Origin of the sequence: Lentilactobacillus hilgardii DSM 20176 = ATCC 8290, from assembly GCF_000159315.1 — a bacterium.
GTDB lineage: Bacteria > Bacillota > Bacilli > Lactobacillales > Lactobacillaceae > Lentilactobacillus > Lentilactobacillus hilgardii.
Window position 1 is genome coordinate 39,834 of record NZ_GG669993.1, and the last position, 15,097, is coordinate 54,930.

Here is a 15,097-nt window from a genome sequence, read left to right on the forward strand (position 1 = left end):
ATTTCGGCTTTTAGTCGTAATAGCGTTTAATAAAGTCTAATCTTAACAAAAAGATAAACAGTGTGAATGATTGCTTGAGTGCATATAAAATAGTGATGAATTATCGCTTAGACAATACATTTGTTTATGACAAGATCTTACCCGGTAGTAAGGGTAGTGGCTATGACACGTGAACACTTTTCTTGACGGTTCCTTCGACTAAAAAACTGATATCGAGTGGAGAAACGGCATTTGTTAAGTTTCCAATTGAGATAAAGTCAGCGCCGCATCCGCTAAATGACGCGATTGTGTCTTCGCAAATCCCTCCAGAAGCTTCGACATGGATGTTGTCAGGAACAAGTTTTTTCCATTTCTTGATAGTGGAAGGGTCCTGATTATCGAACATGATGACATCTGCACCGATTGAAATAGCATCTTGAAGTTCCTGTTTGGTTTCAACTTCGATTTCAATAGGGGTTAACGGACCAGCGCTTTTTTTGGCCATTAATAAGGCTTCCTTAACGCCACCGGCTAATGCAATATGATTGTCCTTTAACATGATGGCATTCGTCAGATCAAAGCGATGGTTAAATCCACCGCCAACGGTAACAGCATATTTATCAAATAGCCGTAAACCGGGAGTCGTTTTTCGGGTATCGGTAATTTTTATTGTTGGATCATTTAGTTCCGTGATAACCTGTGCCGTTTTGGTAGCAATACCACTCATTCGCTGCATTAAATTTAAAATCACCCGTTCTCCGGTTAAAAGGGTTGCGGCGGCCCCAACGACTTTACCGATTTTTTGACCGGATGAAATGTGTTGACCATCAGAAACAAGGGACGTGTAATGAGCTTCTCCAATTAAATTATAGGCCAGTTGGGGAAGCTGTTGGCCGCAAACAATACCGGATTGTTTTGCAATGAAGTAACCGGTTAGGACTTTATCGGTTGGCAGGTAACTGACGCTTAAATCACCGAAACCGATATCTTCTTTAAGAAAGCCAGCTAGTTTTTCGTTAACTAATAATGGGTTCATTGAATTTCCTCCTCATGATTGGGTGAAGTGGGCAGTGCAAGGACGGCAACGGAACCGATAATCAGTGAAATCATAAAAATAATAAAAATCACGTTGATATTAATTTGACGATCCATCAAAACACCAATTAAAAGTGGTCCAAAGATTGCGCCGATTCGACCAATTCCTTGTGCCGTGCTGGTCATGGTTCCGCGAATGTCATTTCGATAAAGCTCTGGGGTTAACGCAATGATGGCACCGTATGCGCCGAGGTTGAAGAATGACAGCACACACCCTGAAATGACAATCATGACTGCGGTGGTAGATTGACCAAACATGATGGCACCAACCGCCGTTGCGAGCATGTATAAAGCAAAGACGTACTTAACCTGTAGTCTTTTGGCCAACCAAGCAGCGCAAAAATAACCCGGAAGCTGTGCAACAACGATAATAGTTGTGTAACCAAAACTGTTGACAATACCGTAGCCTTTGTCGACCATAATGCTTGGCAGCCACATAAACATACCGTAATAACTGAACATAACCATAAACCAGGCAAGCCATAACATTAATGTCCATGGTCGAAAGGTTTGTTTAAGCGAAACTAGCCAATTTTGTGACGAACTTGTTTCAGGCTGACTTTCATGAATGTGTTTTCGAAGAATAATAGCAAAGAATCCTGTAATGGCAGTTACAATTAAAAGACCGCACCAACCAAGGACAGGGGTTAGCAGGAATGATAAGAAAGAGGCTACCAACCAGCCAATTGTCCAGAAACTATCTGCTAAAATAAGCATCTGAGACCGCTTACCGCCTTTATAGATATCAGCAATATAAGTTGCAGCAACCGGAAGCTCACCGCCAAGGCCCATACCGACAATGAATCTAATTGTCAGAAAAGTGTAAAAACCAGGTGATCCGGCTAACACAAGGTTACCGATGGAAAAAGTCAGTAGGGTTGCAATCAAGGTATTTTTTCGGCCGATTCTATCGGCTAAATGTCCAAAATAGAAGCCACCACAAACCATTCCGACTGTACTGATTGAGCTAATTAAACCGGTTTGGGAATTCGTGAGTGCCCATTGCTTGTGTACAAGCGACATAATAAATGACAACAAGCCAACGTCCATGGCATCAAACATCCAAGCAGTGCCGATAATTAAAAAGACGAGGGAGGTTGTCCGTTGCTTTACATTATCCATAATAAAGAAAAACTCCTTTCAAGGTGATAAAAGTATTTAATACTTTTAAAGCGTTAAAATAAAAGTAAAATTTACTTTAAATAAGAGAATACGCCATTGTCTGAAAATTATCAAGAGATTCTTGGCATAAAATTAAAAAGAAATGTGAGTTGATTTGAAAATCTCAAAGACGATGACGTATTCCCTTGACAAGAACTGGTCGTTCAGATGAAAATGAAAAGCAGTAGTCTTTTGATATGACAAGAAAGTAGGAACAATATGCAACAATCACCAGTAAATTTAAGTCGCGATCAAGCAATCAACCTGCTGGAAAGTGCAACCGGGATGACCTTTTCGACAGAACAACTTGCAATTCTGCGGCAGCCTTATCAGCAGCCGACACTTATTAATGCGTGTGCTGGCTCTGGTAAAACAACCATCTTTATGTTATCCGCACTAGTCGCAATTATGACAGGGAAGATCTCTCCGGAAAATGTATTGGGCATCACGTTTTCTAAAAAAGCCCAAACAGATATGGAAAACCGTTATCAACAATACCTGATGCAATTGAAAGCGGTCGGAATAGACCTAGCAGCTGAGGGTATGCCATACTTTAGTACTTTTCACGCACTTTTTTACAGATTGCTGCGAACGACAACGGAATTTCGTGAAACCAAGGTTCTCACAAGCTACCGTCAATTTTCATTGCCGTTAACCAGACTGATTAAGCATACGCACAGTCAAGTGAATTCCCCGTCTGAAATATTGGATAATATGTTTGAACTTGCTGAATTTATCATTAATAGGGGCATTTCTCATAATGCGTTTGCAGATTTGTCTGATCCCAAGCAATTAAAGGCGCAATTGGGTGAGGTTGGAGAAGATGAATATGATTTAGATTTCTATACTGATTATCTTGCAGTTATGACACAGTATATGATTCTGAAACGCCAAAATAGTTTTGTTGATTTTAATGATATGAAGATTTTGCTGCGACAATTATTGGACCAACCTGATCACGTAAGGTCGTTCCACCAAATTATGAGTCGATTTAAGTTGGTCGTGATGGATGAGTTTCAAGATATAGACAACCTTCAATGGGATATCATGACCCGACTTCTTTCGCAAGAAGCGTTATCGCGATTAATTGTGATTGGTGATGATGATCAAAGCATCTATTCATTTCGAGGCAGCAATCCAAAGTTTATTTTAAAATTCCATGGTATTTTACCAGGTGCAAAAACATACCGTCTTTCAACTAATTATCGAACAGGAGGTCAAATCCTATCCGAGGCCAAACCTTTAATTAAGCATAACTATGTGCGGTTGGCAAAAGAATTGAAAGCTTTCAACGAAAAAAAGGGACAGGTACACGTTTATCCTCTGAAGACTGCGGGATTTGATCCGAACAGCGATATGTTTACCAAATTAGTTTCCCAAATTCGTGATCCAGAGATTGATAACCACCAAATTGCGGTGTTGGTTCGATATAATTCTGATAGAACATTGGTCGCCGACTGGTTGGCCAATCAACAGATATATGTCAACATTAATAACCGTGGTGCTATCTTTCAACATACGCTGATTTATCGGATTTTGGTTAACCTTATGCAGGCGTTTTGGCAAAACCGGTTCCAACCATTTCATGAACAAGCCACACGGATCGGATTCACGACCTATCGGAGGCATGTAACAGAAATTGATAAGGCTGCCGGCGGAATTGATTCATTGTCTGATTATCTTGAAATCGCAACAAAATATAATTTGCGGCATCAACGAACGGAGAATCAAAAACGGTTTGCTAAAATAGATACACGTGTTCGAATGGCATTTAAGATTATTAAAGAGCAGCGTCAGGATGTTGAAAAAGCCAACTCTGAAACGAGTATTGGGAATGTCTTTATGCAGATTTGGAATACCGTATTGGAATTAACGGCAACTTATTTTGATTATATGACTAAAAATGACTTTGTTTCAAAAGATACATTCAAGGATATGACCACTTACCTTCACACTGAAATAAAACAGATAACCGATCCCGATGTTTGGTTTGACCAGGAATATCAAAAGCGTCAATTATTGGAAGCCAACAGTCAAAAAGGGGTGTCATTGGAAAACGATGTGCAGTTTTTAAGCCTTCATCAAGCTAAGGGACTGGAGTTTAAGTATGTTTATTTATATGGACTCTCCGACAAACAATTACCGGTTGGTACAACCATTATCAACGATTGGTTTCATCCGGATATCAGTTTCGAGGACTTTATTGATCGCTGGAACGATTTGGTGACACGTCAACGTGTGAAAGAATTGACAGGTATTTTAGAAGCAGCTTTTATCGATATAACAGAAGAAGTTCGTAAAAATAAACATATTGATTTAAACCATATCGAAATTGAAAAGTTTCATGATTTGGATTTGGATTTACTTCATAATTGGTACACGGCAATTCGTCACTATTCACAGTTTATTGAAGAAGAACGGCGGTTGATTTACGTTGGTATGACGCGTGCAAAAACAGTTCTAAATGTCAGTGTCGGATTAAATGCGAGTCCGTTGCTGCGACAGGTTCCCATTGTATCCAAAGTGATGCAGGCTGAAAAAGAAAAGAAGTGCAAGGCCAAGTCCGACGATCATAAATAAGCAGAGACATAGACAAAAAAGCAGCTCGGGATAATCCCAGGCTGCTTTTTGTGTCCGTCAATATAGATGATCAGTTGTTTTTAGGTCAAAAATTAAAGTTCTCCGCCTTTTTCAAAAGTTGGTACCATTTTTTCAGCCCTTAACAAAACCAGTTGATGGAGAAGATCTTTTAGATTATTTGTGATAACGGCTGCAATTTTATCATTCATTTTAGTATGCCATTCGGGCAAATCGTTTTCGGAAACATTTTTAAAGGCTTGATCCGCTTTGGCAACGGCATTTCGGCCATTTGCAAACCCAAATTTACGGCTTTCAGAAACAGCGGTCATGGCGTCCCAATCGTGCTCGGCAAAGAATGGATCAGCCAACATGGCAATTAATTTATTTAACCAGTAGAAACTTTCGGTTGTTGTTCTCTCCGGTGTGTTTTTGAAGTTCTTGGGTGTATCAAGGCAGTTGGCAAAGAAGGGAACGGGTGAATTGAAAATATTCACACCTTCAGCCAGCCAGTGAATTGCAACATGGTCGGCAGGGAAATCGGGGCGAATCTGTAGAATATGCATTTCCTGATTTCGATTCATGCCAATTGGCCGGTAACGAGAACGTGTTTCCGATGTTCCTGTTTTGCCGTAAGGGTCAAACTCAGTTTCTTGATAATGACTGCTCAAAATAAAGGCGACATCTTCAATTGAAACCAAGTGTGACGGAACACGACTAAAGGGCATCGTTCGACTTTCCGGATCCTGAACGATCTCTGGGTTGAGGTATTTCTGACCGTACCAAACCCGGGGCGTATTGTAATAGTGGTCGCTTTGAACATCTTCACCAAAGATATCTCTGAAGTTAAATCCCTTAGAGGCTTTATTTAGATGATATTTTTCGGCAAATTCCTTTAAATCATCTGAAAACATAAAATGTTGCGGATCGTTAAAATCAATTTCTTGGATGCCGGTTTGGTTGGGTGCGATGACATAGGTATCATCAGGAATTCGTTCAGCAGCCCAGTGATGACCACCAACTGTTTCAAAATACCAAACCTCATCCTGATCCGAAAAAGCAATACCATTGCTTTCACAAGTACCATATTTTGTTACCAAATCACCAAGTCGACGGACACCTTCTCGCGCATTGTGAATATAAGGTAATACTACCGTCAGCATTGCTTCTTCGCCAATGCCATCATCAACTAAAGGATCGAGTCCCAGCATGGTTGTATTTGTGAATTCGGTCTCGGTAGAACTCATCGCGACGTTATCAGTGTTGATACCCGATTCACCCCACAGACCGTCACTAACATCTGCACAAGGCGTTTCAGTATAACGAAGCGGCTTGTCCGGCAATTTTAACCGAAAATTGTTAAAAGTTGATATGTAATCTTTAGGCTGATCTTCCGGCTTTACGACAATAAACCGCTTTGCGTTGATACCGCTGCCGGCATCTTCATTTCTTGCAATCATCGTTGATCCGTCAACGGTGGCACTCTTGCCAACTAAAACAGCGGTACAACTTGAAAGATTTCTTGTTGTCTTCAATTAAATCAATCCCTTCAAAAATTCTGTTCCTTTCTAGCATAACCCCAATAAACCATTTTCGGGAATAAAATTGATCTGATGAACAACAAATTAGGGTGAGTTACTTTTTAGCAAGTCGATAAAAAACGATCCAAGATAATTTTAGAAGCAAATTAATCCTAGACCGCGTATAGGCTGGAAATTAAGAAAAAACGGAAGTCGTGATTGTTTTTGGAAAAATCAAGGCTTGCCCATAAACCCAATATTTTTGAACCTTCTGTTTAGCGGAGGTTGAATGAGTTTTGACCTTTCCTCTCAGTACGTTGGCTTTAGAAATTCGATACCAATTATATTGAGTTCCTTGGAAGGCATATAAATCAATATGAACGGCACTATTAACAATACCATAGCTGCTCATTCTTGCCTTTTTCCAAGAAATTGTTTTGATGTTTTTATAAGAACTGGTTGGGACGTGATTGTAAAGCTTAAACGACTTGTAATTTGAACCGATTGTCGCAAACTGATCTGTTTTGTGATAAGTAAGGGATCCAGGCATACTTTCGTTTGTTGCTGCTTTAGCAGAAGTCGAGATCTCAACGGTTGCCGTGAACATCAGGCCAGCTGCAATTATCGGTAACACTAAGTTGGATTTGAACATCATCAAACACTCCATTCATTAAAAATAAAGACTCCAAGTCATTAAATTCTATTTTAATTATATCGCTGAATACAAAAAAAGACACCCCGATCAGGATGTCTTGATAGATGAATTTGATTTAACCCAAGAATTTTCTCAATGTTGCTTGGCGTTGAATGAGGGCAGTCTTAGTAGTATCGTCGGAAATCTTAACCAAATCGGAAGCAAGTTGTGCATGTTTTTCTTCCTCTTCGGTTTCTGGACCTGCAACAATATCGAAAAGTTTTTCAATTCCCTCAATATCGTCATCGACAGCCTTCCAAGCAGGATTCTTTCGTTGAAGTTCGGTTAAAGCTTCCTTACTGAAGTAATGGGAGACATGTTCATAATCAGCTTTAATATTATGGTAATATTTTCTCAAGACGGTTAGTTCCTTATCACTTAGCTTGGTAAGGGCTCGACCAACACCGATAAATTCAGGAGGAACGCCAATTGAGTACAAAGCACCCGTAAACGTAATTGCACGTGGCATCTTGTAACCATCAACGTCACGTGAATAACCGATAATACCAACGTGTTGGTGACGATCACGACGCTTTGGAAAGGCATCGAAGACCGGCTGCAAATCATTGATAAGCGGATCCAAAGTGACGTGGTATTCTTTGGCGGCTTTTTCAGCGATTTCCAAAAGCGTCTTTTCATCGTCTTCGGGAATAATTTGGAACTTACTTTGTTGTAAACCTTCACGTAATTTCATGATGGCTGGTTCAACAACATCTAGTGGATAATCGTAACGGAATGCTGACTGAATTGTGGCCGTCTTCAAACCAGGGAATTCTTCAAGGTAACGGTCCAACATAAGTGGTGATAGACCACCACGGAAGACGGTACTTCCCATCCCGGCAATTGGATAAATCGGCATGCCGCTTTTATCTTCAAACTTAGCTAAATGACTCAGAGCTAATTTATTTCCGATAATACTGTTTAGGAAACCGTTGGAAAGAGCAGAATCTGAACCGGCTAAGAAAACCCGCATGTATTCGATATCGCGGCCAAAATGCTTTTTGTACATTTCAATGAACTTCTCTAAGATTTCGGGCGCGTCTAATTGTGATTGGAAACCTTCAAACAGGGGAATCATTTGCAGCGTGTCTGAATTTTCATGACCAGTATTGAATTCCTTTGACTTGTAGTGAGCAAGGCTGGAGAACTTATCTTCCATTTCAATCAGTTGATCTGCTGATTGTGTCATAGGCAAAATAGCTTCGAATAATGGTCGTTCATCAAAGCCCAGGTCTTTAGCAAAATCTTCTGCTGAAAGAATGGTCGTCATGGCTTGCATAAGACTGTAGCCCTTTTCTTCCCAAATATTTGGGAAACGGAAAGTTAGGAACTTATCACGACCAAGTTGGTGCTTTTTAAAGTAATCATAATGTTCGGAATACAAACGGTCAATAACCGACGCATCGGCATGTTTGCCTTCCCAGTCCCACATGTATTCATCAGCATCCAGAGTTGAGAAGTTTTCGTAAGCTTCGTCAATTTCTCGGTAAGCTGAGATAAATGGGTTATCATGATTTTTGAAAAACGGAACTCCTGCGTTATCTGGATGTTGAGTACCCATGATGTTTGGGATTTTTCTATCCATAAAGAAATGCCTCCTGTTTTCTTTTAATGTCATTAAATGAGATTATACAGTAAAATGACATAATTGAAAAATTAATTTAAAATCAAGCAACTTTGTACATAAACACCAATAAAAGTCGAATATTTACGAATAAAATCGGTCGATTAATTCCTTAATTTAAATAAATATTACCTCAAATTGATCTGAGTTACTACCCCAGATCAAAAAATAACCCGATTAAAATTAAAACTTTTTTAATTTAAGGGTCTAGACTCATTTTGATTGGCTGAATTCTTTGACCGTTTCTACGGTGTAGTTTTTACTTCCTGCCAACAATTGTGACACACAACAGCGCCTTTCGGCTTCTGCTGTCATTGATTTAGCTGTCTCAAAGTCCACACCTGCCACTTTAATTTGGGCATTGACTAAAAATTCATAGTGGGCACGGGCACCGATAAAGGCAACCTGGACACGGACTTCGGATGTGTGAGACAACTGTCTTTCCCGTTCAATTGCTTCAAGGGTCGCTTCTAAGCAGGTACTTAGCGATAAACTCAGTAACTGTTCGGGGTTTGTGCCGGGATGATTATTTAAAGGACTGCTGGTTTTAACATTTAAGCCATCAGGCACATAAGCGTGTCCCTCCAAACCTTCTGAATTAATGCCTTCTGTTCTATATAATGCTTGATGCCATCGTGGATCCATAATAATGAAAGCCTCCAATTGTTTTTTCTTTATTATAAGCTATAAGCGCTTTCATGTAACTTGGAAATGTTGCTTCTCAAAGTTGAAATCTATTTTAAGTGACGGTTTATGATTGAAATTTCAACCGGTTTCCATTAAAGTGTTAGCTGTTTTAACGTTTCTGATAAAGATCAAGTAGCATTGGAAGGAGTTGATAGTTTGAATCAATTGTCTTTGGTTATTATTTTACTGGCTGCGTTACTGATTCCATTGGCAATGGCAAGGTTTAAAATAACTTTTTTGCCGACTGCTGTTGTTGAAATTATTGTAGGGGTCATTCTTGGCCCGTCGCTTTTAAACCTGATTCAGATAAATTCAACGCTGGATTTGTTACAAAATGTTGGTGTTATCGTTCTTTTGTTTTTGAGTGGGATGGAGATTGATTTTAGTCTTTTTAAACGCCGGTCTACGCGGTTATCTCCTCTTGAAGAAAAGGGGAAGAAGCAGGCACCCAAATATTCAGTATTGACGATTGCATTTTTAGGTTATCTATCGATTATTGCAATGTCGATTGTAATGGGTGTGGGGTTGAAATTGTCGGGGTTATTCCAAGATGTTTTCCTGTCTTCGATTCTATTTATGACAATTTCACTTGGGATCGTTATTGCAAGCTTGAAAGAAAAGGAATTATTAAGCCGTCCATTTGGTCAAACCATTTTGCTGATAGCTGCATTGGGCGAAGTTGTGCCGATGGTTGGCCTTACATTTTATGCTTCGGCTTACAGTCCCAATTCAAAATCATTATGGCTGATTTTGTTGATCTTGGTCGCTGCGGCTTTACTTTTTTGGCGATTCAAACCATTCTTTAAATTGTTTGATAAAATCAATAAATCCACCACTCAATTAGATGTCCGCTTGGCATTCTTTATGATTGTTACGTTGGTGACCGTTGCGGAATCTGTGGGTGCTGAAGGCATTCTTGGTGCCTTCTTGGCAGGGATCGTTATTAAGCTGCTCGAACCGCATGAAGAAACCAAAGTTCGATTAGATTCCATCGGATACGGTTTCTTTATTCCCATTTTCTTCATGATGAGTGGGGTGAATTTAAATTTACGACAACTGATCTCTCATTCGCAAACATTGTTGATGATTCCGGCTATTTTTGGCGCTTATATCATATCCAAAGCCTTGGTCTATTTTGCTCTGAAAATGCGCTTTAAGACCAGTAATGCAGTTGCGGGGACCGCAATGTCGGCGACAACAATTACGGTAGTGCTTGCCGTACTACAAGTTGCCCGGCACCTGCATCAAATAAACAGCCAACAGTCCGGTGCTTTTCTGTTGGCGGCCATTCTAACCTGCGTGATTGGACCTTTAATGTTTAATAAGGGTTATTCTGCGGAAACAGAGGATTTAAAGAAAACCACTGTCCATTTTATCGGAACCAATTTAACGACGGTCCCGGTTGCCCAACAGTTGGCAAAGGGCTGGTATGATGTGACGATGTATACGAATAATCAGCATAACTACCGGGCATTCAACAGTGAAGTCTCAATTAAATTATTGGATAATATGGAGACGGGGCTTATGGTCAATCAGGGGGTTTTTGATGCTGATATTGTTGTTATGGGACAATTGAATTCTAAGAAAAACTATGAATTGGCAAGGGCAGCTAAAAAATATGGCGTTAAACGGGTGATCGTTCGTTTTGAAGATCGAAATATTTTAAACGACAAGCAAAGTGAGCTGGAGAGTCTTGGAGTGGAGGTCTATAATACACCGGATGTTAATATTAGTATGCTTCGTTCACTGATTGAAGCGCCTTCGACGATGCGATTAATGACGTCTACCGAAGCCAGTGTTTACGAAGTGGCACTTAGGAACTCACGATATGCAGATATTCAAGTGAGAAATATTCCTTTCATTGATAAGATTACGATCACCCAGATTTACCGTGATAAGCGGTTCATTCGGCCAACCGGCGGCACATCGTTAAAATTAAATGATCGCATTATCTTTACCAGCAGTAAACAACAGGCCCCGGAGGTTCGCCGTGAATTGGGGAAACTAAACTAATCATATGCAAGTTGGCACTTCTTTAACTATACTTAATTTGTAGAACCATTATTCTGACTGGGGGAGTTGCCATTGAATGATTTAGTGAAGCGTTTATGTATTAAAAAAGGGTTCATTGGTGTGTTTGTTAGTGCAGGCATATTGCTGACGCTTGGGCTTTTAATTGGATTTTCAAGCCCAGTTGGAGCCGGTCGGGTATCGATTGACTTGCCTGTTTACGCAAAGGGGCGAAACGAGAATCAAGCTGCAATTGATAAGGGCAATGTGCCAAAGCTTTGGCAGTCGGGAAATCGAGGTCAGGGAATGGTCGTTGCCGTAATCGATACCGGGATTCAACCTCATAAAGATTTTCGCTTGACGAGCCCCGGAACTGCCAAGATTTCGAGAGCCGATGCGCAACGGATGATTGCTCAAAAGGGATATGGGAGATATGTCAATTCAAAGATTCCGTTTGCCTATAATTACACATCAAATAGTAATCAGGCAACTGAACCGGATGATGTTTCGGGGTTTCATGGGCAACACGTTGCCGGCATTATTGCCGCAAACGGTCGTTATACCAAGAAGCAGCATGAATATGTCGTGGGCGTTGCACCAGAAGCGCAACTATTGGATTTGAGAGTGTCCGACATGATTGACGACGAAAACAAAAATGATGTTGCCCGAGCCATTCACGATGCAGTAGATCTTGGCGCAAATGTGATCAGTATTTCACTGGGCATCAGCTTACCCAATCAGTCGTTTACTGATGAGGAGCAGGCCGCAGTTCAGTATGCCATTAATCATGGTGTGTTTGTTTCACTTGCAGGGCGGCAACTATGGTAACTCAGCAAGTATTTTTACAAATAACCCGTTGGCAAACACAAACAGGATCAATACGGCTTATCAAGAAGCCAATAGTGGCACTTTGGCTGATCCGGCAGTTTCTGCCAATTCAATGACCGTTGCCGCGGAAAATTCATTGAAGGGTTCTCAGAATGAAATGGCATCTTTTTCTTCATGGGGACCAACTCCTGACTATACGTTAAAGCCGGATATTTCTGCTCCGGGCATGGGTATTACTTCCACTTGGCAAAATAACACGTACGCCATGCTGGAAGGGACATCAATGGCAACACCGTTTGTATCTGGTGCAGCAGCGCTTGTCATTCAAAAATTAAAGCAATCCCAGCCTGATTTATCCGGCAGCCAGCTGGTTTCACAAACAAAAAATATGTTGATGAACAGTGCAACACCAATGAAAGATGTTAATTATCACGGAAATATTGTCTCACCCAGAAGACAGGGTGCGGGGCAAATTAATGTGACGGCTGCTGCCAATCTCAAAGCAACGGTCCAGGATCCGGCAACCGGTATTGGCTCGGTTTCGTTAGGGCAAATCAGTAGTAGTCGTTCTTTTAAAGTTGAGCTGTCAAATCACGGATCCGTTCCGATTAATTATGCTGTTGACAATGACGGTGGCCCTATGACACAGATTCGAGATCAAAAAAAGGATGGTCAGGTACACGATATTTCATTGACTGGTGCATCGCTAACTTCCGATCAATCCAATATTGTGATCGATCCGGGACAGAGAAAAACCCTTACTTTATCTTTGGCTATTTCACCAACGGTTAAGTCAAATCAAGTGGTGGAAGGGTACCTGCATTTTAAAGCGGATCAACCCGGGCAGTCGTTGTCAATGCCATACTTGGCTTACTATGGTGATACGACCAAGGAACAGGTGATTGATTCGCCTGCATTTATGCCTAATAGTGTTTTTCATGGCGGCTATTTGATGGATGAGAACAACACACCTCTTGGAATCAGTGATCGGGTATCTTTAAGTGCTTATGTTAACAATCATGATAATAAGACAAATTGGCGAAAAGTGGCCAGTTATATCCATCCTGCTCGGGTGGCATTTTCACCAAATGGCGATCATCATCAAGACAGCGTCACCCCATTTGTATTTGCCAAGCAAAGCCTTGCCAATGTGAAGGCACAGATTGTCAATGATCAAGGGAATGTCATTCGAGTTATTGATCAGGAAACCCATACAGACAAATCGATTGCCAATGATTCCGGTAACTTGGATCTCAGTACGTCGTTCAGTATGTGGCAGAATCCAAAAGCATTGCAGTGGGATGGCCGTTATATTGACCAGTCGACCGGGAAATCCATTGTGGTACCGAATGGTCGCTATCATTATCAATTGGTTACGACCAACTATAACGATGGCGCAGACCAGCAACAATTGGCTTCTTATCCGGTTGAAGTGGATACGCGGGCTCCCCAGGCAACGGCAGTGACCTATAATCGAAAAACAGGTCGATTAACAGGACAGTTTAACGATCATGGTGCAGGATTTACCGGTATTTCCCGCGGCATTCTGTCAACAAATGGTCATCAATTCGGCATTAAACTGACGAAAAAAGCGGCGTTGGCCGGTCAGTTTAGTGATCGGTTAACATCAATTGTAAAACAGATGCTCATGAAGCATCAGGCTAATTTGACGTTGACGGATATTGCGGGGAACAGTACAAAAGTGGCCGTTCATCGAAAACTTTCGGGGTTAGTCACAAAAAAAGCCAATGTGTCATTTGATCGGGCTCCACAACTTAAATGGTTTAAGTATGGAACCGGTAAAAACGCCTCGTCGAGTTATTTGGAAATTTCAAATAAGAAGGTCTTTACTTTATACGCAAGAGTACCAAAGGGTGTGCCGGCATTGAATGCTTATGCCAAGGATACAGGGACAAACAAAGTCGTAAAGGGACGCCTTAATCCTAAAACGGGTGTCGTCGCTTTTGCATGTCACTTTAGTCAAACCGGTTACGAAACGATACAGGGATGGAGCCAAGTTCCACAGAAAAAATTTGGCGCTTATTTAAAATCGCCCTCGACACTGATTGTGGTTTCCCAATTACCCAAAGCGCCACTCATAGCCAAACTAAAAAAGACGACTCCTAAGCTCATTTCAAATGCCCAGGCACAGAAAAAAACCAAATCGATTTTTGGATCACCAATACCAAATGGCCATAAGACGTCACAACTCACCTATCGGAGAGCGCCAAGCAAAGGGATTAAATTTTTCCAGCTGCATGATAATGCCAGCACATTTTTAAATGCGGCTAACAGTGCAACTATTTATGATTTACAAACCCATCAGTTAACAATTAACGGACAGGTTTCATCTCCTAACAAGCAACGATTAGTGATCCTGGCAACGCCAGACGAAGCCGATCCGGCTAACAGAGTTCGAATTTCAAAGAATGGCACATTTAAGTTCAAAGTCCCATTCAATCCGACCGAGCAACGTGGCGTTGGCTACAATTTATATACCAAAACGATACTAAGAAACGGGCAAAGTAAGGTTCAAAAACAACGCGGTATTTTGGAAATTTATTTGGATGTAGTGAAGCCGAGTCTGGCCGTCAGCGAAAACGTGGAAAACAATCGGATAAGGCTTACGGGAACGGTTAATGATAATGTTTCCGGTGTTAAACTTGACGTTAACGGTAATAATCTCTTTTCCCAACAAAAAGATGCCGGTTTTAATAGTCATGATCAAAATCAGCCTTTAAATCCGTATCCGGACTACCAGATTAACCAATCCTATGATTTAACCCCCGGTAGAAATACCTTTACAGTCAAGGCAATTGATCAGGTTGGCAATGTGACAACAAAAAGATTTGTCGCTAATGGTCAGGGTTGATAGTAATCGTCTTGCAGCGCGTTCTTTAACCAAATAATGAACATCCTAAC

Annotated in this window: 10 protein-coding genes; 4 read left to right on the forward strand and 6 right to left on the reverse strand. The window is 40.9% G+C overall.

Annotation, left to right across the window (positions count from 1 at the left end; genetic code table 11):
• Positions 1-160 precede the first annotated feature (160 nt).
• Positions 161-1,015, reverse strand: a complete 855-nt coding sequence (nadC, locus tag HMPREF0519_RS04315; protein ID WP_003634968.1) for a carboxylating nicotinate-nucleotide diphosphorylase — start codon at positions 1,013-1,015, stop codon at positions 161-163.
• Positions 1,012-2,196 (reverse strand): MFS transporter, encoded by a 1,185-nt coding sequence (locus HMPREF0519_RS04320; RefSeq protein ID WP_003634969.1) that lies wholly within the window; start codon positions 2,194-2,196, stop codon positions 1,012-1,014. The genes nadC and HMPREF0519_RS04320 overlap by 4 nt, the downstream gene beginning before the upstream one ends.
• Before the next feature lie 258 nt (positions 2,197-2,454).
• On the opposite strand from HMPREF0519_RS04320, the gene HMPREF0519_RS04325 reads away from it, so the two are divergent.
• Positions 2,455-4,815 (forward strand): UvrD-helicase domain-containing protein, encoded by a 2,361-nt coding sequence (locus HMPREF0519_RS04325; protein WP_003634971.1) that lies wholly within the window; start codon positions 2,455-2,457, stop codon positions 4,813-4,815.
• Between the two features lie 92 nt (positions 4,816-4,907).
• On the opposite strand, the gene HMPREF0519_RS04330 is transcribed toward HMPREF0519_RS04325, so the two are convergent.
• The 4 genes from HMPREF0519_RS04330 to HMPREF0519_RS04345 all read right to left on the reverse strand — a co-directional run bounded on the left by HMPREF0519_RS04330 (position 4,908) and on the right by HMPREF0519_RS04345 (position 9,298).
• Positions 4,908-6,347, reverse strand: coding sequence for a C69 family dipeptidase (locus tag HMPREF0519_RS04330; protein WP_003634974.1), 1,440 nt, complete (start codon positions 6,345-6,347; stop codon positions 4,908-4,910).
• Positions 6,348-6,528: 181 nt separating this feature from the next.
• The gene (locus tag HMPREF0519_RS04335; protein ID WP_225441258.1) at positions 6,529-6,987 is read right to left on the reverse strand and encodes a hypothetical protein; all 459 of its coding nucleotides are present in this window, start codon (positions 6,985-6,987) and stop codon (positions 6,529-6,531) included.
• 115 nt (positions 6,988-7,102) lie between these two features.
• Positions 7,103-8,611, reverse strand: a complete 1,509-nt coding sequence (gene ppcA, locus HMPREF0519_RS04340) for a phosphoenolpyruvate carboxylase (protein ID WP_040472705.1) — start codon at positions 8,609-8,611, stop codon at positions 7,103-7,105.
• 252 nt (positions 8,612-8,863) lie between these two features.
• A complete protein-coding gene (locus HMPREF0519_RS04345; RefSeq protein WP_396426544.1) occupies positions 8,864-9,298 on the reverse strand; it encodes an OsmC family protein in 435 nt (144 codons plus the stop codon).
• A gap of 195 nt (positions 9,299-9,493) precedes the next feature.
• Here HMPREF0519_RS04345 and HMPREF0519_RS04350 point away from each other — a divergent pair, with 195 nt between their 5' ends.
• The 3 genes from HMPREF0519_RS04350 to HMPREF0519_RS04355 all read left to right on the forward strand — a co-directional run bounded on the left by HMPREF0519_RS04350 (position 9,494) and on the right by HMPREF0519_RS04355 (position 15,047).
• Positions 9,494-11,350, forward strand: coding sequence for a cation:proton antiporter family protein (locus tag HMPREF0519_RS04350; RefSeq protein WP_190870489.1), 1,857 nt, complete (start codon positions 9,494-9,496; stop codon positions 11,348-11,350).
• Positions 11,351-11,422: 72 nt separating this feature from the next.
• Positions 11,423-12,175 carry a S8 family serine peptidase gene (locus HMPREF0519_RS14570; protein WP_263862512.1) on the forward strand — a complete coding sequence of 251 codons (753 nt, stop codon included), beginning with the start codon at positions 11,423-11,425 and terminating at the stop codon, positions 12,173-12,175.
• Positions 12,123-15,047 carry a S8 family serine peptidase gene (locus HMPREF0519_RS04355; protein ID WP_263862513.1) on the forward strand — a complete coding sequence of 975 codons (2,925 nt, stop codon included), beginning with the start codon at positions 12,123-12,125 and terminating at the stop codon, positions 15,045-15,047. The genes HMPREF0519_RS14570 and HMPREF0519_RS04355 overlap by 53 nt, the downstream gene beginning before the upstream one ends.
• Positions 15,048-15,097: the final 50 nt, after the last annotated feature.

Bases quoted from the DNA above. Each gene is read 5' to 3' on its own strand.
- nadC (WP_003634968.1), bottom strand. From the start codon at position 1,015: ATGAACCCATTATTAGTTAACGAAAAACTAGCTGGCTTTCTTAAAGAA.
- HMPREF0519_RS04320 (WP_003634969.1), bottom strand. From the start codon at position 2,196: ATGGATAATGTAAAGCAACGGACAACCTCCCTCGTCTTTTTAATTATC.
- HMPREF0519_RS04325 (WP_003634971.1), top strand. From the start codon at position 2,455: ATGCAACAATCACCAGTAAATTTAAGTCGCGATCAAGCAATCAACCTG.
- HMPREF0519_RS04335 (WP_225441258.1), bottom strand. From the start codon at position 6,987: ATGATGTTCAAATCCAACTTAGTGTTACCGATAATTGCAGCTGGCCTG.
- ppcA (WP_040472705.1), bottom strand. From the start codon at position 8,611: ATGGATAGAAAAATCCCAAACATCATGGGTACTCAACATCCAGATAAC.
- HMPREF0519_RS04355 (WP_263862513.1), top strand. From the start codon at position 12,123: ATGCCATTAATCATGGTGTGTTTGTTTCACTTGCAGGGCGGCAACTAT.